This window comes from Tepidimonas charontis, assembly GCF_007556685.1.
In the GTDB taxonomy this organism is placed as follows: domain Bacteria; phylum Pseudomonadota; class Gammaproteobacteria; order Burkholderiales; family Burkholderiaceae_C; genus Tepidimonas; species Tepidimonas charontis.
Genome location: NZ_VJON01000018.1, coordinates 26,788 through 47,921 on the forward strand (window position 1 = coordinate 26,788; position 21,134 = coordinate 47,921).

19 protein-coding genes are annotated in these 21,134 nt (G+C 67.8%); 7 read left to right on the plus strand and 12 right to left on the minus strand.

What is annotated here, in order from left to right; all coding sequences use genetic code 11:
- Positions 1–104: 104 nt before the first annotated feature.
- The 11 genes from Tchar_RS06845 to Tchar_RS06895 all read right to left on the minus strand — a co-directional run bounded on the left by Tchar_RS06845 (position 105) and on the right by Tchar_RS06895 (position 11,157).
- Positions 105–452: a Na+/H+ antiporter subunit G gene (locus Tchar_RS06845; RefSeq protein WP_144328313.1), complete on the minus strand. Its 348-nt coding sequence runs from the start codon at positions 450–452 to the stop codon at positions 105–107.
- Positions 453–464: 12 nt separating this feature from the next.
- Complete coding sequence (locus Tchar_RS06850; RefSeq protein WP_144328314.1) at positions 465–749, minus strand: K+/H+ antiporter subunit F; 285 nt, start codon at positions 747–749, stop codon at positions 465–467.
- A complete protein-coding gene (locus Tchar_RS06855) occupies positions 746–1,321 on the minus strand; it encodes a Na+/H+ antiporter subunit E (protein WP_144328315.1) in 576 nt (191 codons plus the stop codon). Before Tchar_RS06855 ends, Tchar_RS06850 begins: the two co-directional genes overlap by 4 nt.
- Positions 1,318–2,982 carry a monovalent cation/H+ antiporter subunit D gene (locus Tchar_RS06860; protein ID WP_236640338.1) on the minus strand — a complete coding sequence of 555 codons (1,665 nt, stop codon included), beginning with the start codon at positions 2,980–2,982 and terminating at the stop codon, positions 1,318–1,320. The genes Tchar_RS06855 and Tchar_RS06860 overlap by 4 nt, the downstream gene beginning before the upstream one ends.
- Positions 2,979–3,347, minus strand: a complete 369-nt coding sequence (locus Tchar_RS06865; RefSeq protein ID WP_201739324.1) for a Na+/H+ antiporter subunit C — start codon at positions 3,345–3,347, stop codon at positions 2,979–2,981. The genes Tchar_RS06860 and Tchar_RS06865 overlap by 4 nt, the downstream gene beginning before the upstream one ends.
- Positions 3,348–3,349: 2 nt before the next feature.
- On the minus strand, positions 3,350–6,178 hold the full coding sequence (locus Tchar_RS06870; RefSeq protein WP_201739322.1) for a monovalent cation/H+ antiporter subunit A: 2,829 nt from the start codon (positions 6,176–6,178) through the stop codon (positions 3,350–3,352).
- Between the two features lie 152 nt (positions 6,179–6,330).
- Entirely contained in the window at positions 6,331–7,710 is a 1,380-nt protein-coding gene (gene rmuC, locus Tchar_RS06875) for a DNA recombination protein RmuC (RefSeq protein ID WP_144328318.1), read from the minus strand.
- 94 nt (positions 7,711–7,804) lie between these two features.
- Positions 7,805–8,827, minus strand: coding sequence for a 2-hydroxyacid dehydrogenase (locus Tchar_RS06880; RefSeq protein ID WP_236640340.1), 1,023 nt, complete (start codon positions 8,825–8,827; stop codon positions 7,805–7,807).
- Positions 8,828–8,880: 53 nt separating this feature from the next.
- The gene (locus Tchar_RS06885) at positions 8,881–9,651 is read right to left on the minus strand and encodes a nitroreductase (protein WP_144328319.1); all 771 of its coding nucleotides are present in this window, start codon (positions 9,649–9,651) and stop codon (positions 8,881–8,883) included.
- Positions 9,648–10,091 (minus strand): acyl-CoA thioesterase, encoded by a 444-nt coding sequence (locus Tchar_RS06890; RefSeq protein WP_144328332.1) that lies wholly within the window; start codon positions 10,089–10,091, stop codon positions 9,648–9,650. The genes Tchar_RS06885 and Tchar_RS06890 overlap by 4 nt, the downstream gene beginning before the upstream one ends.
- 61 nt (positions 10,092–10,152) lie before the next feature.
- Positions 10,153–11,157, minus strand: a complete 1,005-nt coding sequence (locus Tchar_RS06895) for a histone deacetylase family protein (protein WP_144328333.1) — start codon at positions 11,155–11,157, stop codon at positions 10,153–10,155.
- 322 nt (positions 11,158–11,479) lie between these two features.
- Between Tchar_RS06895 and Tchar_RS06900 the strand changes: the two genes are divergently transcribed.
- Positions 11,480–12,103 carry a phasin family protein gene (locus tag Tchar_RS06900; RefSeq protein ID WP_144328320.1) on the plus strand — a complete coding sequence of 208 codons (624 nt, stop codon included), beginning with the start codon at positions 11,480–11,482 and terminating at the stop codon, positions 12,101–12,103.
- A gap of 58 nt (positions 12,104–12,161) precedes the next feature.
- Here Tchar_RS06900 and Tchar_RS06905 read toward each other — a convergent pair whose 3' ends face one another.
- The gene (locus tag Tchar_RS06905; RefSeq protein ID WP_144328321.1) at positions 12,162–13,127 is read right to left on the minus strand and encodes a patatin-like phospholipase family protein; all 966 of its coding nucleotides are present in this window, start codon (positions 13,125–13,127) and stop codon (positions 12,162–12,164) included.
- 85 nt (positions 13,128–13,212) lie between these two features.
- Here Tchar_RS06905 and Tchar_RS06910 point away from each other — a divergent pair, with 85 nt between their 5' ends.
- The 6 genes from Tchar_RS06910 to Tchar_RS06935 form a co-directional block, all read left to right on the plus strand.
- Complete coding sequence (locus Tchar_RS06910; protein WP_144328322.1) at positions 13,213–14,298, plus strand: extracellular solute-binding protein; 1,086 nt, start codon at positions 13,213–13,215, stop codon at positions 14,296–14,298.
- A 120-nt stretch (positions 14,299–14,418) separates the two neighbouring features.
- Complete coding sequence (locus tag Tchar_RS06915; protein ID WP_144328323.1) at positions 14,419–15,177, plus strand: 3-hydroxyacyl-CoA dehydrogenase; 759 nt, start codon at positions 14,419–14,421, stop codon at positions 15,175–15,177.
- A 210-nt stretch (positions 15,178–15,387) separates the two neighbouring features.
- Complete coding sequence (locus Tchar_RS06920; protein WP_144328324.1) at positions 15,388–16,980, plus strand: GGDEF domain-containing protein; 1,593 nt, start codon at positions 15,388–15,390, stop codon at positions 16,978–16,980.
- A gap of 5 nt (positions 16,981–16,985) precedes the next feature.
- Positions 16,986–18,017, plus strand: coding sequence for an ABC transporter substrate-binding protein (locus Tchar_RS06925; RefSeq protein WP_161595470.1), 1,032 nt, complete (start codon positions 16,986–16,988; stop codon positions 18,015–18,017).
- Positions 18,014–20,764: an EAL domain-containing protein gene (locus tag Tchar_RS06930; RefSeq protein ID WP_144328326.1), complete on the plus strand. Its 2,751-nt coding sequence runs from the start codon at positions 18,014–18,016 to the stop codon at positions 20,762–20,764. Before Tchar_RS06925 ends, Tchar_RS06930 begins: the two co-directional genes overlap by 4 nt.
- A 128-nt stretch (positions 20,765–20,892) precedes the next feature.
- Positions 20,893–21,134, plus strand: a 242-nt coding sequence (locus Tchar_RS06935) for an AAA family ATPase (protein WP_161595471.1), incomplete at its 3' end; no start/stop codon positions are given.

Genomic DNA, 21,134 nt, shown 5'->3' on the forward strand with positions numbered 1-21,134 from the left:
CGCGCCCCTGCTCCCCGCCCTCCGGCCCCGCCGCGCACTGGCGCACGTTCATGGCCGCCTCGCGCGCCGGCGCCTGGCGTGCCAGTCGCGTTCGCCGCGATCGCTCATTCCTCCGCAGTGCGCCGCTCGGGCACCGCGTCGCGCGGCACCGGGGCGCGGCTGTGCAGCCGCAGATGCAACGCTGCCTGCGCCAGCAAACTGGCCGACACCGGCGCCGTCACGAACACGAACAACGTGATGAGCAACTCGGCAAACCCGGGGTGGCCGTGCGCCAGTGTGACCAGCATCGACGCCAACAACACGCCGCCCACGCCCAAGGTCGAGGCTTTGGTCGGCGCGTGCAGCCGCATATAAAAGTCCGGAAAGCGCAGCAGGCCGATCGCTCCCACCAACAAAAAGAACGCCGCCACCAGAATCAGCAGCGCCGCCAGGTTTTCCAGTACGGTCGTCATCGGACTGCCCCTTCACTCTTCGATCACGTCACCGCGCGTGACGTAACGCGCCAGCGCAACGGTCGAGACGAACCCGAGCATTGCAACGATCAGCGCGGCCTCGAACAACAGGGCCGTATCGAAGCGGATGTCGAGCAGGATGATGAGCGCCACCAGCCCCATGTAGAGCGTGTCCAGCGCCAGGATTCGATCCGGCAGGGTAGGACCGCGCAGCAGTCGCCAGCCGCACAACAGCACCGACAGCGCCACCGCGACGATCGCCACATCCAACGCCCAGGACAGAAACGGACTGATCATTGCGAGCTTCCTTGCGATGCAGTTGTCGTTGTCGGCTCCACCCTGAACACGCGGCACAACGGCGCTTCATAACGGGTCTTCATGTCCTGCACCATGGCCGGCGCGTCATCGCAGTTGAGTGCATGCACGAACAACAGCCGCCGCGACTCATCGATCACCGCCGAGACGGTGCCCGGCGTCATCGTGATGATGCTGGCAAATAGCGCGTTGACGCGTGGGTGATCGGTCGCCAGCGGCACCCGCAGCCACGCCGGCTGGGGGCGCTGCATCGACCCCAAGGTCAACCGGGCCACCGTGACGTTGGCCACCACGATATCCCACAGCACGACAAACATCAGACGCACGGCGCTGGGCCAATGCAGGCGACTGGACGGGCTCAGGTACGGCGCCAGCAGGCGTGGCACCCCCCAACCCAGCACGACGGCGGCCAGCCAATGCACCACGGCCACGCTGTGTGCCAACAGCAGCCACGTCAAACCAAGCAACAGGGACAGTACGGGATGTGGGAACCAGGTCCGCCACGCGCTGCGCGCAGGCGCAGCGGGGCGTGCCGGGGCGGGGGGTGTCGTCATGGCCGCGCCTCCTGCTGGGGTTCAGGGCTGTGCAGCGTACTGGGCGGCGCGCGCCGCCCATCGTAGGGACGAGTGGTGGGCAGCGCTGCGCCGCCGTGGCGTGCCAACACCACGTCGGCGTAGTGGCGCTTGTCGGTCAGCTGCTGGGCCAGGGCATCGGTGTAGGCCTTGACCGGGGCGGCGACCACGGCCAGCGCGACGGTCATCGCCATAAACGCCCACGGCGCCAGCTGCAAGCGGGCGCTGTGTCCCGCCGCCGCGCCGCCGTCCGGCGGCTGTACATGCCAAAACAAGATAACACCAGCGCGCGCCAAGCCGACGATGGTCAGAAACCCCACCCCCAACACCACCGTCCACACCCATGGACGCAGCGCCAAGTCGGCCGCGCTCTGCAGCAGCATCACCTTGCCCAAAAAGCCGGGCAGCGGTGGCAGCCCAGCGGCCGAAGCGGCGCCAAACAACATCATCACGCCCAGCAGTACGGGCTCGTGCACCTGGGGCGCGGGCTGCAGACGGTCGCCCATCGCCCCGCGCTGCGCCGCAGCCAACTCGACAAACAAAAACAAGCCCGCCACCACCACCGTGCTGTGCAGCGTGTAGTACAACGCCGCCGACAGTGCCTGCGGCGTGAACAAGGCCACCCCCACCCCGATCGTGCCTACCGACGATACGGTGAGGTAGGCCACCAGCCGCGACAGGCTGTGCGCGGCCAGCGCCCCGAGCACCCCCAACACGCTGGTGACGAGCGCGGCGGGCAACAACCACGGCTGCACGGTCAGACTGGCCGCGCCGGCATCGAGACCGAAGATCACCCAGTGCACGCGCACAATGGCGTACACCCCCACCTTGGTCATGATGGCAAACAGCGCCGCCACCGGCGCGCTGGCCGCCGCGTAGGCCCCCGGCAACCAGAAATACAGGGGCACTAGCGCGGCCTTCAGACCAAACACCACCAACAAAATGAGTGCGGCCGACTGCGCCAAACGCAACTCCTGCCCTTGCAGCGCGGCCACTTTCAGGGCGGCATCGGCCATGTTCAGCGTACCGGTGACCGCATACAACATCGCCAACCCAATCAAAAACAGGGCCGAGGCGGTCAGATTCAGCACCACGTAGTGCACACCCATGCGCAACCGCTCGCCGCCGCGCCCATGCAGCAACAGCACATAGGAGGCGATCAGCAACACCTCGAAGAAAACGAACAGGTTGAACAGGTCGCCGGTCAAAAACGCACCGCACAACCCCATCAACTGGAAGTGGAAGATGGCGTGGAAATACCGTCCGTGCGTATCCCAGCCGCCGCTGGCGTAGGCCAATACCGGCAGCGCCACCGCATAGGTGAGCAGCACCATCAAGGCCGAGAGGCGATCGAGCACCAGTACGATGCCAAACGGCGCCGGCCACTCACCCAGCTCATAAACCTGCAGCTCGCCCCCGCTCGCGCGAACCACCAAGCCGGCTGCCATCGCCAGCCCCAGCCCGGCCGAGGCCAGGCTCAGGCGGCGCCGCCACGCCAGCCGGCTGCCCTCGTGTCCCCCGCCTTCGGGTGAAACGTTGCCGTGATCACCCAACAGCAGCAAGGCCACGGCCGTCAACGACGGCAGCAGCACCGACAGCACCGGCGCGTGTCGCCCCCACATGTCCAGCAGGGCCCCGATCATGTCCCGCCCCCTTCATGGCGGGCGGTGCCGTCCAGACGCACGCCCGGCTCACTGCCATCGACGTGGTCGCTACCGGACTCGTGCGCGCTGCGCAGCGCCAACTCGATGACGAAGCCGGTGGTGGCAAAGCCGATCACGATGGCGGTCAGCACCAGCGCCTGCGGCAGCGGATCGACCACGGGGCCCTCACCCACCAAAATGGGGGGCGCACCGATCCACAGCCGGCCCATCACGAAGATGAAGACATTGACCGCGTATCCCAGCAGGGACAGCCCCAGCACCACCGGGAAGGTACGACCGCGCAGCAGCAAATACACGCCGCTGGCCGTCACCAGACCAATGCCGGTGGCCACCAGCCACTCCATACTCAACATGGTTCACCTTCCCGGGGCGTCACCCCCCGCTGGCTGGCCTGCCCCAGCACGGCCAAGGTCAACAACGTGGCCCCCACCACCGTTGCATACACACCCAAATCGAACAGCGCCGCCGAGGCCAGCGGCAGCTCACCCAACAGCGGCACGTGCGGATGGCCATGGGCGCTGGTCAAGAATGGACGGCCGAGCACGAATGCCCCGGCGCCGGTCAACCCGGCGATGGCCAAGCCGCTGCCGATCCAGCGCACATAGCGTGCGCCACCGCGCGAGCGCAGCAGAGACTCCGATTGCGACAGACCCAGCGCCATGGTCTGCAACACCAGCGCAACGGCCGTGATCAACCCAGCGATGAAACCGCCGCCAGGCATGTTGTGACCACGCATGAAGATATACACCGACACCACCAACGCCGCCGGCAAAACGATGTTGGCTGCCACACGCAGCAGCAACGGCGGCTGGGCGAAGGTCCAGCGCCGCCCCGCCTCATCCACGGGGGGCCGGCGCACCCGCATCCCCTCCATCAGCGCCAGCACGCCGATGGCGGCGATACCCAGCACGGTGATCTCACCAAAGGTGTCGTAGCCGCGGAAGTCCACCAAGATGACGTTGACGACATTACTGCCGCCGCCGGCCGGCAGCGACTGCTCCAAGAAGTACCAGGCGATCGAAGCGTGGTCCCGCGTCAGCATCACCCAGGCGATCCAGGCCACGCCAGCGCCGGCGGACAGTGCCAACAGGGCGTCGCGCAACTTACGATTAGGGGAGGACTCGCGGGGCGTGCGCTGCGGCAGCAGCGCCAAGCCCATCAGCAGCAACACCGTCGAGACCAGTTCGACCGACAGCTGCGTCAGCGCCAGATCGGGGGCCGAAAAGGCGGCGAAGGTCAGCGCCGTCACCAATCCCACCACGCCCACCAGCACCACGGCCTGAAAACGCCAGTGGTGCATGGCCACCAAGGCGGCGCAGGTAGCCGCCAGTAGCAGCCACACCACCAGTGCCAGCGGGTTGGCCGGCAGTAGCGCGCGCTCGCCGGCGCCAACCCCCGCATTCCACAGCGGCGCTGCTGCAACGACGACCGCAGTCCCCACCACCCAAGCCAGGTATCGTTGCAGCGAGCCGTTTTCCAGCGCGGCCGTCAGCCGTCCTGCCGCCCCAAACAGGGCTTCGATCGTCGCCTCGAACACCCCTCGCCCGGTGAAGCGGCCAAACCACGCTTCGGACACCAGTGTATGCAATCGACGCCCGCGCATCAAAGCGGCGTACAGGGCCACGCCCCCCGCCAAAGCGGCCACGCTCATGGCCAGCGGCAGGTTGACGCCGTGCCACTGGGCCAAGTGAAAGGGTGGCAGCGCTTGGCCCACCACCGCCGTGGCCGCCACCTCGACCAAGGGCTGGGCCACCCATGCCGGTGCCAGGCCGATGGCCACCGCCGCCGCCACCAGCACGGCCACGGGCACCTTCATGCCCAGCGGTGGCTCGTGCGGGTGACGGTTCGGCACATCGCCCAGGTGGTTGTTGAAAAAGGTGTCGTGCACCAAGCGCAGCGCATACGCCACGCTGAACAATCCCGCCAACGTCACCGCCACCGGCAGCCACGCCCCCCAGCCGCGTGCCGTCACCGCCACCGCCTCGGTGAAAAACATTTCCTTCGACACAAAGCCATTGGTCAACGGCACGCCCGCCATCGAGGCGGCGGCGATCACGGCCAGCGTCCCGGTCCAGGGCATGAAGGCCCACAGCGCGCCCAAGCGCCGCATGTCGCGCGAGTGCGTTTCATGATCGACGATGCCCGCCACCATGAACAAGGCCGCCTTGAAGGTGGCGTGGTTGAGCACGTGAAACACCGCCGCCACCGCCGCCAACGGCGACGCCAACCCGATCAGACACGTCACCAGCCCCAGGTGGCTAACCGTCGAGTAAGCCAGCAGTCCCTTCAGATCGTGCTTGAAGATGGCGATGAACGCGGCAAACAGCAATGTCACCACGCCGACGACGGTGACGATGCCCTCGAACCAACCCGAGCCGGCCAGAACGGGGGTGAGCCGCATCAGCAGGAAGATGCCGGCCTTGACCATCGTTGCCGAGTGCAGATAGGCCGACACCGGAGTCGGCGCCGCCATCGCATCCGGCAACCAAAAGTGGAACGGAAACTGTGCGCTCTTGGTAAAGGCCCCCACCAAGATCAGCAGCAGCGCAGGCACGAACAAGGGGTCGGCCTGAATCTCGGCGGCGCGCCCGCTCATCTCGCTGATTTCGAAGGTGCCCGCGCTCAGCCCCAACAGCACGAAGCCCGCCAGCATGGCCAGGCCGCCGCCGCCGGTAATCGCCAGCGCCTGGCGGGCGCCCTGACGTGCCTCGGGCCGATGCCCCCAGTAGCCCACCAGCAAAAAGGACGACACGCTGGTCAGCTCCCAGAACACCACCAGCAGCAGCAGGTTGTCGGACAGCACCACACCCAGCATGGCGGCCATGAACAGCATCAGGAGCGCGTAGAACTTGGCCGCCGAATCCTCGGGTGCCAAGTAGTAGGCCGCATACACGATGATCAGCAAGCCGATCACCGTGATCAAACCAGCGAACATCAGGGCCAGCCCATCGAGCCGCAGTCCCACGGTCAGGCCGATGTCCGGCACCCAGGGCAGGCTGAACGAAACGACCTGTCCACTCCAGACCACACTGGCTTGCGACAACAGCAGGACCAGACTGCCGGCGGTCACGCCAGCGGCGGCGATTGCGCTGGCGACGCGGTGCCGCTGCCCGAGCCAAGCGGTCAGCGTCGTCCCCACGAGCAGGGGCAACAAGACGATCGAAAGTAACGTCACGGCGTGGTCACGGGTTTGCAGCGGGCACGCACATGCAGCGCCCGGGAGTCATCGCACACAGGCGACGGACGAATCCGCCGATTTTAGGCAAGACGGACGGGGTGTCACGGCAGCGATGGTCGAGGTGATGCGCGCCTCGGAGCCAGCCGCTTCTAGCGGTCATCGAACGGGTCCCAGGACAAGCCGACGGATTCGGGCGCTGGCGCCGCTTCCACCCGCTTGAGCGCGCGCTGCATTTGGCGCGTGCGCACTTCCGCCTGATCGAGCGTATTGAGCACCGTTTGCGTTTGGTTGCGCACCTTCGCCAGCACATCGCCGAATTTGGCGAACTCGGTTTTGACCGCACCCAGCACCTCCCACACCTCGGCCGAGCGGCGCTCCAGCGCCAGCGTACGAAAGCCCATGTGCAGTGCGTTGAGCAAGGCCAGCAAGGTGGTGGGCCCGGCCACCGTCACCCGGTGCTCGCGCTGCAGCGCCTCCACCAAACCGGGTCGGCGCAACACCTCGGCGTACAGCCCCTCGCTGGGCAAGAACAGCAGCGCGAACTCGGTGGTGTGCGGCGGCTCCAGATATTTGTCGGCGATGGAGCGCGCCTGCTGGCGCACGCGCGCCTCCAGGGCGCGCGCCGCTTGCTCCACGGCGTCGGGGTCGGCCCGCTGCTGCGCCGCCAGCAGCCGCTCATAATCTTCGGTGGGAAATTTGGCATCGATGGGCAACCACACCGGCGGGCCGTCGCGCTGCGGGCCGGGCAGACGAATCGCCGCGTCCACCACCTGCCGACTGCCAGGCCGGGTGGGTTGCTGCAACGCATACTGCTCGGGCGCCAGCGCTTGCTCCAGCAGCGTGGCCAGCTGCACCTCGCCAAAGGTGCCGCGGGTCTTGACATTGGTCAGCAGATGCTTGAGGTCACCAACGCTGGCCGCCAACGATTGCATCTCGCCCAAGCCACGATGCACCAGCTCCAGCCGCTGCGCCACCTGGGCAAAGCTGTGCGCCAGGCGCGCCTCCAAGGTCTGATGCAGCTTCTCGTCCACGGTGGCGCGCATCTCGTCGAGCTTGGCGGCGTTGCTTTCCCGCAGCTGCTGTAATTGCGCCTCCAGCGTGGCGCGCACCTCGCTCAAGCGGCGCGCGTTGGACTCGGTCAGGCCCTGCAGCTGCTGCAACAACGCCTCGGTGACGCTGGCGCGTAGCTGCGCGAGCTGCTGCACCAGCGCATCGAGCTGGGCGTTGTGGGTGCGGGCGGCCTCGGCGCTTTGCCGCACCAGCGCCTCCTGAAACGCGGTCAGCGTCTGCGATACCTCCTGCCGCTGCCCCCGAGCCGAGTCGCTCAGTTCACGCCGCAGCTCGCTCTCCAGGCGCTCGATCCGATCGGATTGGGCCTGCAACCACGCCCACAGTCGCTGCCGCGCCTCCACCGCCTCGGGCGCTTCCACGGGCGGGGCGGGACGCAACGCCCTGACGGCCAGCCAGGCAACGATCAACAGCTGCACCGTGGCCAGCACCACCAGCCACACGACGAGGTGTTCGCTCATACGTCGATTATGACGGGAAGGCACCCACGGTCGGGCGCGCATCGCCCCCTGCGCCCTGCCAACGCACCGGGCGCGGCGGTGGCCACCGCCGCGGCTACGATCCGGCGCGCAGCACCGCTGGGGCATTGACCGGAGTCAGCGCCCGCCCTTCGGTCAGAAAGGCGATCAGATTGTCCGCCGCCAAGTCGGCCATCGCGCGCCGCGTGCGCACCGTGGCGCTGGCGATGTGCGGGGTCAGCACCACGTTGGGCACCTCCAGCAAGCCGGGGTGAACGGCCGGCTCGCCCTCGAACACGTCCAGCCCCGCCGCCGCGATGCGGCGCGTGCGCAACGCGTCGGCCAAGGCCGCGTCATCCACGATGCCACCACGCGCGATGTTGACGAGGACCGCCGTCGGCTTCATTTGGGCCAACTCGGCCGCGCCGATGATGTGGTGGTTTTGCGGCGTATACGGCAGCACCAGCACCAGGTGGTCGGATGCCTGCAGCAGTTCGTCCTTGCTCACGTAGGTGGCGCGGCATTCGGCCTCGATGCGCGCATCCAGTCGCGTGCGGTTGTGGTAGAGCACGCGCATGCCAAAGCCGTGCGCCCCGCGGCGCGCGATCGCCTGCCCGATGCGCCCCATGCCGAGAATGCCGAGCGTGGTGCCATGCACTTCGGCACCGGCGAACAAATCGTAGGACCAGCGCGTCCAGCATCCGGCGCGCAGATAGCGCTCGCTTTCGGTGACGCGCCGCGCCGCTGCCAGCAGCAGGGCAAAGCCGAAGTCGGCGGTGGTCTCGGTCAGCACGTCGGGGGTGTTGGTGCCCACCACACCGTGCGCATCCAGCGCGGCAAGGTCGAAATTGTTGAACCCCACCGTCATATTGGCCACGATGCGCAACTGCGGACAAGCCCGCAGCAGTTCATCGTCGATGCGCTGGGTGCCGGTCAGCAACGCCCCGGCCTTGCCCTGCAAGCGCTGGATCAGCTCCTCGCGTGACCATTCGACATCGTCGGGGTTGTCCTCCACGTCGAAGTGGGCGCGTAGACGCTGCACGGTTTCGGGAAAGATGGCACGCGCCACCAGGACGGCGGGGCGGGTGTGTGGCCTGTCGGGCATGAGCGTGACCTCCATGAATGGTCTGAACCACAGAGCGTTTTGGCGGCCGCGACGAGACGATGGCCGCCTCACTCGACCCAGGTGACGAAACGCTCCAGCGGCTCACGCGGCGTTTCGAACCGGTTGACCAGCGCGTGCGGATCGGCATACCCCAGCGCCATGCCGCACACCAGCATTTCGTTGTCACCAGCGCCGATGTGCGGCAAGATGATGCGGGCATACGGGTTCCACGCCGCCTGCGGGCACGTATCCAGCCCGTGCGCACGGGCGGCGATCATCAGCGTTTGCAAAAACATGCCGGTGTCCACCAGCGAGCCGCGCCCCATCACGGTATCGATCGTCACCATCAGCCCCACCGGCGCGTCGAAAAAACGAAAGTTGCGCTGATGCTGCGCGTGCATCTTGTCTTTGTCGCCTTTGCCGATGCCCAGCAGCCCGTACAGACCCCAGCCGTTTTCGCGCCGCCGGTCGACGTAGGGACTGACCCATTGGCGTGGGTAGTAATCGTAGGCTTCCTGGTACTGGGCCGCGAGCCCCGGGTCGGCGCGCAACGCATCGTGGGCGGCGCACACTTTCTGCACCAGCGCATCGCGCGCTGCGCCCTGCAACACGTATACCTTCCACGGCTGTGTGTTGGTGCCCGACGGCGCGCGGGCGGCCAGCTGCAACAAGCGCTCGATCAGCGGCCGCGGCACCAGGCGGTCGGGCAAAAAGGCGCGCACCGAGCGGCGACCGACGATGGCCGCCTCCACCGCGGCGGCATCGATGGGCAGCGCCGCCGCCTGCCGTGGCGTGGGCAGGGGCGCATCGATTGGGGTCACGGGGTCACGGGCGGTCATTGCAGGGTCTCCACAACACGTTGCAGCGCGTCGGGCAGCGCCGCCACGGGCCGGCGGCTGTCTCGGTCCACATAGACATGCACGAAATGGCCGCGCGCCGCGCATTGCTCGGCGCCCGCGGCAAAAATGCCCACTTCGTAGCGCACGCTGGAGCGCCCGACGTGCGCCACGCGCAAGCCTGCCTCCACCGCCTGCGGAAACGCCAGCGGGGCGAAGTAGTAGCACTGTGTCTCCACCACCAGGCCGATGACGCGCCCGGCGTGAATATCGAGCGCGCCGTGTTCGATCAGATACGCATTGACGGCGGTATCGAACCAGCTGTAGTAAACGACGTTGTTGACATGGCCATAGACATCGTTGTCCATCCAGCGCGTCCCGATGGAGCGAAAGAAACGGTAATGATGGCGCGCCAACGGTTGCGGGCGCGCGGGCGCAGTCATGCTCACGCGCGGGTCTCCTTGCCTCTTGCTCGAAAAATGGGTGGCCGGCACCACGCGGGTGTCAGCGGACGGCCGGTGGGGCGGCCATCGGGCCGCCTGCGTCCCCAACCGGCTCGGACACCGATTCTGCCACCGCGCACCAGCGCCGCCAGTACTGCAGTGCCACCGCAAACGTGGTGCGCTGCACCCGGACAGTGGTGGCGATATCGCGTCCGTAGCCACCGGCCATCGCCATCGCCAGCGGCACGCGATGCTGCCAGGCCCACTCGAAGACGCGGCGGTCGCGCGCCTCCATGCCATCATCGGTGAGTTTGAGTCGGCCCAGCCGGTCGCCTTCGTGCGGATCGGCCCCGGCCAGATAAATCAGTAAGTCGGGGGCAAAACGCCGCTCCAGCTCGCCCAAGGCCCACTCCAGCGCCTGAAGATACTCGGCGTCGCCGCAGCCGTCGGGCAGCTCGACGTCGCAGTCACTGGGTTCCTTGCGAAACGGAAAGTTGCGCGCGCCGTGCAACGACAGCGTAAAGACCGAGGCGTCGTCGCGAAAGATCGCTGCGGTACCATTGCCTTGGTGCACATCCAAATCGACGATGGCCACCTGCAGCGGGCGCGCGCGGTGGCGGGCGCTGCGCCGCGCCCACTCCGCTTGCATCAGGCGCGCGGCCACCGCGGCGTCGTTGAAGACGCAAAAACCACCGCCTTTGTGGGCATACGCATGGTGGGTGCCGCCCGCCACATTCGCGGCCACGCCCTCACCCTCGAACAGCGCCGCGCGCGCCGCCTGCACCGTCGCCCCCACCGAACGGCGGGCGCGCTCGGCCATCGCCGGGCTCCATGGAAAACCGATCTCCCGCTGCAACGCAGGCGGCAGTGTGCCGTGGCTGATGGCCTCGATGTAGGCCGGTGTGTGCACCAACGCCAGCTCACCGTCGCTGGCTGGCTCGGCCTGACACAACCGATACGCCGGCTCGGCGGCCAGCGCGTCGCGCAGCAGCGCGTACTTCTGCATCGGGAACCGGTGCCCTGGGGGCAGGTTCAAAACGAACTGTGTGGCATAAAACACCCGCATGAAGCGCAGTGTGCCGCACGGCGCGTCGCCTTGCTGTCGCATGTCGCCAAAGCCCTGCTTGGCGACGGCACGGACTGGCCCTCGACGGCAGCGGTGCGCGCGCCAGCCGACCCGGCCGACACCGGGCTGGCCAAGCCAATGGTGAGTCCCGCAGCCGCACGCTCGCGCGAGCCAGCGTGCACCGCCGCTGCGTCGGCTTGATCTGGATCAGATGTTGCAGCGCAGCAAACCGCTTGCGATTTTTCGCCAAATCTCTATAATGGAGCTATGCTGCACCGCAACAATGATGCAGCCGAACGACAGGACAGAACTCACGCGGAGGATGACCATGCTGACCCCCGAACAACTGGCCGCGGCGCACAAGGCCAACATCGAGATGCTGTTTGGCCTGACGCGGCAAGCCCTGGAAGGGGTGGAACGCCTGGTCGAACTCAACTTGCAGGCCACACGCGCCGCCTTGCGTGACGCGGCCGGCGAAACCGACGCCCTGCTGTCGGCCAAAGACGTGCAAGAGCTGCTACAGCGCCAAGCCGCTCTGTTGCAGCCAATGGCCGAAAAATCCTTGGCCTACAGCCGTCAGCTCTATGAAATCGCGGCCAGCACCTATGAAGCCTTTGCGCAGGCCACCCAGCACAACCTAGGCGATGCCCAGCACAAGGTCGAAGCGGTGGTGGACAACATCGCCCGCAATGCGCCTGCCGGCAGCGAAACGGCGGTGGCGGCCATGCGCCATGCCGTCCAAGCCGCCGCGGTGGCCATGGAGACGGTGCAAAAAGCCATGCAACAAGCCAGCGCCCTGGCACAAACCAATGTCGAACATCTGACGCAACAGGCCCAACAGTGGCAGCAAGCCGCGGCCAGCGCCGCCACAGCTGCGGCCAGCAACGCAGCGCCCTCGGCCGGCCGCACCGGCGCGCGCGCGCGCCGCAGCCCCAACAACGCCTGAGCGTCGCCCGTACCGAGTTGTCTCCTCGGGTCTCTTCGACGTCACACTCAGGGACCCTTCAGCCCCGCCGCTCGGCGGGGCTTTTTTTCAGCGCCTCGCGCAGTACGGGGAGCGCCGCCTGCATCGCAGCGCGCCCGGCCGCGATGCTGCGCTGACGGGCCGCGAAATCGGTGCTACCCACCCCGTCCAGGGCCGGTCGCACCACCACATCGGCATGCGTCAAGACGTGGCGGTTGATCGTCTGCCCCATGATCGTGAACGTCTGCAACAACACGCGCAGCGGATCGGTTTGGGCCAGCGGCACGGCCGGACTGGAAATATCGACCGCGATCACCCGCTCCGCCCCCATCGCGCGCGCCTGCTCCACCGGCACCGGCGCCACCAAACCGCCGTCCACATAGGTACGCCCGCCGATATTCACTGGCGAAAACACCCCCGGCACGGCGCTGGAGGCGCGCACCGCCGTGCCCGTGTCGCCGCGACGAAACAACACCCCCTGGCCATTGGCCAGATCGGTTGCCAAGATCCCCAGCGGCAGGCGCATGTCCTCGATCAGGCGCCCCTGCACCAGGCGATTGACATAGCGCGCCAGTGCTTCGCCGCGCAGCAGCCCGCGGTTGAACCAAGGCACTGTCCAGTCGGCAATTATCGCCTCTTCCATCTCCAGCGCGGCGCGCTCCAGCTCAGCGCCCGACAGCCCGGCCGCGAACAGCGCCGCCACCACACTGCCGGCCGAGGTGCCGACCACCAAATCGGGGCGAACGCCCTCGCGCTCCAGCACCTGAATCACCCCCACGTGGGCAAACCCGCGGGCCGCTCCGCCTCCTAAGGCCAAACCGATCCGGGGGGGACGCGGCGGCGGTGCAGGCGGCTCAGCCGGCTGGGTTGGGGCGTCGGGCGGCGGCGTGGCGCATCCAGCCAGCAGGGCTGCGCCCGCAGCCCCCAACACCCCGCCCAGCCAGCGTCGGCGCGACCACGACGAGGCGGTGACCGTCGGTTGCACTCTATTTTCAATGCGAATCATTCTTGTTTATGCTAAGATAGAAAACGTCGTCACCAACCCAACGACATCGTCCACGCCATTGTCATCGCTGTTTGGAGTATTTTCGATGCCGCAGATCCCCGCTCACATCCCGTCGCGCATCCGCCGTACGCTCGGTCGGGCATTGTTCGCGCTATCCGTAGCCGGCCCTTGGCTGGCCGCGCCCGCCGCGGCCGAGACTCCGAGCCTGAACCTGTACTCGGCGCGCCACTATCCCGGTGACGAGGCCTTGTACGCCGCCTTCACACGCGCCACCGGCATCGCCGTGCGCCGTGTGGACAGCGACGACGCCGGCATCGTCGCGCGCCTGCGCGCCGAAAGAGCCGCCTCGCCTGCTGACGTCGTGCTGCTGGTGGATGCGGCCCGCATGGCTGCCGCCGACGCACAGGGGCTGTTCCTGCCGATTCGCTCGGCGAAACTCGAGGCGGCGATTCCGGCCCATTTGCGCGCCGCCCCAACCCCGCAAGGCACCACCTGGTTCGGATTTTCCACGCGGGCCCGCGTGATCGTGTATGACCCGCTGCGCGTCAAGGCCGAGGATGTCGCCACCTACGAGCAACTCGCCGACCCCAAACTCAAGGGCCTGCTGTGCACACGCAGTGGCTCGCACCCCTACAACCTGTCGCTGTTTGCCACCGTCATCGAACGCCTGGGCGACGACAAAGGGCAGGCCTGGCTCAACGGCTTGGTCGCCAACATGGCGCGCCCGCCCAAAGGCGGTGATACCGACCAGATTCGCGCCGTCGCCAGCGGCGAATGCGGGTTGGCGCTGACCAACAGCTACTATCTTGCGCGTCTGGTCGCCTCCGACAAGCCCGAGGACCGGCGCGTGGTCGAGCGCGTGCGCGTGGTCTTCCCCAATCAGGCCACGACGGGCACCCACGTCAACATCGCCGGTGCGGCCGTGGCACGCCACAGCAAAAACGCGGAGGCGGCCGTGCGTTTCCTGGAGTTTTTGGCCACGCCCGAGGCGCAGCAATATTTTGCCAATGGCAACAACGAATACCCGGCCGTGCCCGGCGTGAAGCTGGACAACCCCGCACTGCGCGCGCTCGGCGGCACCGATTTCAAGGCGGAGACCATCCCACTGGCGACCGTGGCCAAAAATCTGACCAAGGTCCAACAGATGTTGGACCACGCCGGCTACCGCTGACCGCTCTTCTCCTGGTGTGCCCCTTGGGGCTTGCGGCCCGCGCCCGAACGGCGCGGGTCCTTTTTCGCCTATGATTGACGTTTACGTCAACGTCAAACCAAAACGCAGGAACCAAGGGCGATGGACATTGCTGGCAAAGTATTCGTGGTCACCGGAGGCGCGTCTGGCCTGGGCGAAGGCACGGCGCGCATGCTCGCCGCCGGCGGCGGCACCGTGGTGATCGCCGACGTGCAAGTCGAGCGCGGCGAAGCCCTGGCGCGCGAGCTCGACGGCACCTTCGTGCGTTGCGACGTCAGCCAAGAGGCCGACGCGCAGGCCGTCATCGAACGCGCCACCGCCCTGGGCAAGCTGTGCGGCCTGATCAACTGTGCCGGCATCGCGCCGGCCGAGCGCACCGTCGGCAAAAACGGGCCGCACAGTTTGGCGCTGTTCAACCAGGTCATCCAGGTCAACCTGGTGGGCACCTTCAACATGATCCGCGTCGCCGCCCACGCCATGAGTCGCAATGAACCCGAACCCACGGGCGAGCGCGGCGTCATCGTCTCCACCGCATCGGTGGCAGCGTTCGAGGGCCAGATCGGTCAGGCCGCCTATGCCGCCTCCAAAGGCGGCGTGGTCGGCATGACGCTGCCCATCGCGCGCGACCTGGCCAAAGTGGGCATTCGCAACATGACCATCGCCCCAGGTATCTTCGGCACACCGATGCTGTTTGGCATGCCACAGGAAGTGCAGGACGCGCTGGCCGCGATGGTGCCCTTTCCGTCGCGGCTGGGCCGTCCCGAAGACTACGCCAAGCTGGTCAAGCACATCATCGAAAACGAGATGCTCAACGGCGAAGTGATCCGGCTCGACGGCGCCATTCGCATGCAACCGCGCTGACGCAGGGATGGCTGGTGTCGCCCGCGCCCCAATGAGACGCCGGCCGGCGCGCCCAGGGCCCTTGGCACCCGGCAACGCGGGCGGATCGCGCTTTCCCCGCACAGGTGTAGCGCCTGTGCGAGCCGGGCGTGCGCGTGAGGATGCACGGACGATTTCCGGCCCCGACTACACTACGGACCTCGAAGGCGTTCTCCTGTCATTCCGCCGGCCATGTCCGCCCCGCAAACCCCGCAAGACATCGCGCGCGAAGCCATCAAACGGCTGGCGGCGCGCCGCTTGCCGCCCACCCCCGACAATTACCAGACGCTGTACCACGAGGTAGCCGGCACGCGGCCGCTGCAGCCGTTCCCACTGCAGCCGCTGCGGCAAATCGCTCAAGCGCTGCCCGAGCGCACGCCGGCCCAGGTGCGTTTCAAAGCCCTGTTTCAAAAAGCCATCGCCCGCCACAGCTGGGACGATCTGGAAAAGGTACTGACGCAGCATCTGGGGGCCGCGGCCGCCGCTGCCACCCTGGCCCCACCCGCGGACAACGGCGCAGTCACCGCGCCCCGCACCGACGAACCGGCCGCCGAGGCGCCCACAGCGCCCGATCGGCCCTGCCCGGCCCTGCCCACCGACGCTGCGGTGCACATCGCACGTATCGTCGAGTTCGCCCTGCCCGTGCTGGCCGCCGACGACCCGCGTCTGCACGAGCAGGGGCAGGAACTGATTCTCTATCTGCGCTTGCCCCCTACCGACTGGCACCTGCCGACCTTGCAGCGCATGCTGGGTGATTTCGCCTACCGCCTGTCGTTTGCCGCCGACGAGGCCGCCGGGGTGCGCATCGAACTGCTGGCACTGCTGCGCCAAGTGTTCGAGCACATCGACGCCATCAGCCCGGACAACCCGTGGCTGCGTCAGCAGATGCAGGCCCTGGTGCGCGCCGCCGAGCCCCCGCTGTCGCAGCGCCGGCTGGAAGATCTGAAGGGGCGACTCAAGGACGTCATCGTCAAACAGGCCCAGGCGCGCGAGCAAACCCTACAAGCCCAGGAGCTGATGCGCCAGACCCTGGCCACCTTCCTGGAGCGCTTGGCCGAGACCACCGTCGCATCCACCCAATACCACGCCAAATTCGAGGCCTGCGCCCAGCGGCTGGAACACGCGCAAAGCCTGGCCGACATGGCGCCCGTGGTGCAAGAGGCGATACAGGCGGCGCGCGCCTTCGCTACCGATACCCAGCGCATCAGCGATGAGCTGACCGATCTGCGCGACCGTGCCCAGCGCGCCGAGGCCGAAGTGCAGCGCCTGCGGCGCGAACTCGACCAGATGGCCGATCTGGTCACGCACGATCTGCTCACCGGTGTGCTCAACCGCAAGGGGTTGGAGAGCGCCATCGACCGCGAGACGCGGCGCGCCGCGCGCACCGGCACCCGCATCTGTCTGGCGCTGCTGGACGTCGACGATTTCAAACAACTCAACGACACCCTGGGCCACCTGGCCGGTGACGAGGCACTGCGCCACCTGGCCGACGTGGCACGACGCTCGCTGCGCCCGCAAGACACCATCGGCCGCTACGGCGGTGAGGAATTCATCATCGTGCTGCCCGACACCGATGCCGCCACGGCGGCACAGGTGGTACAGCGCCTGCAACGCGACCTCAGCGCCCACCTGTTTTTGCACGGCGAGCAACAGCGCCTGATCACCTTCAGCGCCGGCGTCACCGAAATGCGGGCCGACGAACCGGTGCAGGCGGCCATCGCGCGCGCCGACGCCGCCATGTACCGCGCCAAGCGCGCGGGCAAAAACCGCGTTGTGGTGGGATGAAGGGCATGATGGTCTCGCGTCGAGCTTGTCTGCACCGACTGGGCACGGGGGTGCTGGCGCTGGGCGTGGCTGGCGGCCCGCTGGCCGCGGCCACCTTGGTTGGCTGCGCAGCCCCCGCCACGCCGCTGACCATCGCCTGGCACCCCTGGCCCGGCTACGCGCCGCTGCAACTGGCGCACAGCCAGGGTTGGTGGGAGGGCTTGCCCTTGCAGCGTCTGGCCACCGGCTCGGCCAGTGAAAGCCTGGCCCAGCTGCGCGCCGGCCGCGCCCAAGCGGCAGCACTGACCTTGGACGAAGTGCTCACCGCCCACGCCAGCGGGCTGGCGCTGCGCGTGGTGGCGGTGTTCGATCTTTCCGAGGGCGCCGACGTGGTATTGGCGCGTCCCGAGCGCAGCACGCCGCCGAGCTGGCGCGGCGCGCGCCTGGGACATGAAGCAGGCGCGGTGGGTACGCTCATGGCCACCGCCTGGCTGGACGCCGCAGGTCTGCAGCCCGAGGACGTGCAAATGGTGCACATCCCCTTCGATCAGCACGAAGCCGCGTGGGCGCGCGATGAGGTGGACGTGCTGGTGACCTTCGAGCCCGTGGCCACCCGCTTGCAGCAGCGCGGTGCGGTGCGGATTTTCGACAGCAGCCTGCTGCCGGCGGACACCGCTATCGTCCACGTGCTGGCCGTCCACCCCCGGGCTCTGGATACGCACCCAGCAGCCGGCTACGCCCTGCTGCGCCACATCTTTGCCGCCCAGCGCCACCTGCACACCTTGCCGGTGGACAGCGCTTACCGCTTGAGTCCCTGGCTGGGGCTGCCGCGTGAGACGGTTTTGGCGAGCTTTCGCGGCCTGCGGTTGACCGACTGGGCCGACAACCGCGCCTGGCTCGTTGGCGCGCAGCCACGCTTGCCCGCCGCTGCCGCGGCCCTGGCGCGCGTGATGCACGCCAACGCCCAGCTGCCCAGCGCCGACGCTCCGGTATCGTTGAGCGCAGCCGACTGGCTGCCGACGGATGCACCCACCGTGCACTTGGAGGCAGGGGCATGAAGCGGCGTGCTCTGTTGGCCGCTGTAGTCACCGGCGGCGTTGCGGCCAGCGCTCTGGCCGTCAGCCTGCCCGCCCGGGCCAGTGCATACCATCATGTGCGCATCGGCGTGCTGGCGTATCGGCCGCTCGCGGTCGAGCGCGCCGACTGGGAGCCGGTCTTCCGCGCCCTACAAGCCGCCGTGCCCGAGTGGACGCTGCGGTGGGAACTGCTCGACTACCCGGCCATGGACCGCGCGGTGCGTGCCCGAACGCTGGATCTGATCATCACCAACCCGGGGCACTACGTCATCCTGCACCACCAGGAGGGCTTGAGTGTGCCCCTGGCCACCCTGCGCCGGCGCGTGGGAACGCACGTGGTGGACACCCTGGGTGGCGTGGCCGTGGTGCGCGCCGACAGCCCGATTCGCCACTGGGCCGATCTGCGCGGGCGCCGCGTCGCCGCCGTGCACGACGAATCGCTGGGCGGCTTGGCTCTGCAACGCGGCGAGTTGCTGCGCTCCGGCGTCGCGCCCGAAGACGTCCACTGGCTCTACACCGGCATGCCGCACCAGGCGGTGCTGCGCGCGGTCTTGGAGGGCCGGGCCGACGCCGGCTTCGTGCGCGACGGCGTCGTGGAAGCGGCCCTGGCCGACGGCACCATCGCCCCTGGCAGTCTGCGCGCGCTGATGACACAAGACATCCCGGGCTATCCGCTCGTGGTGAGTACCCCGCTGTACCCGGAGTGGCCGGTGGCGGCGCTGCCCACCCTGGCGCCAGCCGCACGCGTGCGCCTGACCGAAGCGTTGTTGCACCTGGACGGCGGCGAGCCCCTGCCCGGCGGCATTGCGGGCTTTGCTCCGCCCCAGCCCTACGGCGCGGTGGAGGCGCTGCTGCGGGCGCTGCGCATGCCCCCCTTTGGTGTGCCACGGTTGACGCTGCGGGAAAATCTGCGGCGCAATGCAGCGCCGCTGACGGTGGCCGGCGCCGCGGCAGCGGGCGTTCTGGCCTGGCTAGGGTGGACGCTGCACCAGCGGCGGCTCTTGCGGGCAACCTTGCGTGACAAATCCACGCTGCTCGATGAAGTCGCCATCCTGGCCAAGACATTCGACAGCGCGCAGGGAGTGGTCATCTGCGACGACCGTGGCCGTATCGTGCGCGTCAATCGGACGTTTACGACCGTCACTGGCTACGGCGCTGAGGAAGCCATCGGTCGCACACCCGGGGAGCTGTTGCGCTCCGGCCGGCACGGGCCCGAGTTCTACCAGTCGATGTGGCAGACCTTGCGCACGCAGGGCCACTGGGAAGGCGAAATCTGGAACCGGCGCAAAGACGGCGAAATCTACGCCGAGTGGCTCGTCATCAGCGCCATCACCGACGCGGCGGGCAAGGTTCGCCATTACGTGGGCATTTTCAGCGATATCACCTGGCGCAAGCAGGCCGAAGCGCAAATCGAGCAGCTGGTGTTTTTTGACCCCCTGACTGGCCTGGCCAACCGCCGCCTGCTGATGGACCGGCTGGAGCAAGCGGCTCGACAAGCCCGTCGGGAAAACCGCTGGGGCGCGTTGCTGTTCGTCGATCTGGACCACTTCAAGGACGTCAACGACACGCTGGGCCACGACGCCGGCGACACAGTACTGCGGGAAGTGGGACGGCGCCTGCGGAGCGCATTGCGCGAGCAGGACACCGCCGGACGCTTGGGTGGCGATGAATTTTTGGTGCTACTGCCGGCGGTGCACCCGCAGCGCGACGCCGCCGCCTTGGCCGCGCGCGCGGTGGCCGACAAGCTCGTGGCCGCGCTGAAAGCACCCTTTGACCTGCCCAACGGAGGTACCATTACCCTGTCCGCCAGCATCGGCATCACACTGTATGGAGACCACGGAGACGACGAGACAGCAGTCGATTTGCTGAAGGCAGCCGACTTGGCCATGTACAGCGTCAAGCAAGCCGGCCGCAACGGCATAGCCTTCTTCGACCCCGAGATGGAAGCCCGAGTACGGCAGCGCCACGCGCTGCAGCTGGCGCTGGCCCAAGCCATCGACGGCGGTGGTTTGCAGCTGTATCTGCAACCGCAAGTCGATGCACGAGGGCATACGGTGGGGGCGGAAGCGCTGCTGCGCTGGCCCCAGCCCGGCGGCCGGTTCGTGTCCCCAGCCGAGTTCATTCCGCTGGCAGAAGAGTCGGGCCTGATTCTGCCGCTGGGCGCGTGGGTACTGGAACACACCGCGACGCTGCTGGCGCGCTGGCAGACCGAACCGGCGCTGGCGCGGCTGCGCCTGGCCGTCAACGTCAGCCCGCGGCAGTTTCGCGAAGCGGACTTCGTCGATCGGGTGGCCGAGGTTTTGCGCCGCCACCGGCTGCCCGCCCAGCACCTGGAGCTCGAAATCACCGAATCGGTATTCCTCGGTGACCTGGAGGAAGCCCGTCGCACCCTGCAACGGCTCAAGGCCCTGGGCGTCACGCTCGCCCTGGACGATTTCGGCACCGGCTACTCGTCGCTGTCGTATCTGGCCGAGCTGCCCTTTGACGTCATCAAAATCGATCAACACTTCGTCGCCCGGCTGCCGCAGCGCCGCCGCGCCGACTTGGCCATCGTCTCCACCATCATTGCCCTCGGCCGCAAACTGGGCACGACCGTCCTGGCCGAAGGGGTGGAAACCGCCGAGCAAGCCGAGTATCTCGTCACCCACGGCTGCCATCTGCTGCAGGGCTACCACTTCGGGCGACCGATGCCCATTGAGTCCTTCGAACGCGGCCTTGGCGCTGCGTAGCCATGGCAGTAGCGCCGCCGGCCGCGCCGCCGGCCAGGTCGGCACGCCGCCCGCGGGTGCCGTACAACCGACCCGTACGCCCGCTGATGCAGCCAACCATCGGCGGGCGAGCCCGGCATAATGCCCACATGCGGCGCCAAAAGCTCCCCATCGGCATTCAGACCCTGCGCGAGATCCGCGAGGAGGGCTACTACTACGTCGACAAGACGGCGTTTGCACACCGGCTGGCCACCACCGGCAAGTACTACTTCCTCTCGCGCCCACGGCGCTTTGGCAAGAGCCTGTTTCTGGATACGCTCGCCGAGCTCTTCGCCGGCAACGAGCCGCTCTTTCGCGGTCTGTTCGTACACGACAAGTGGGACTGGAGCCG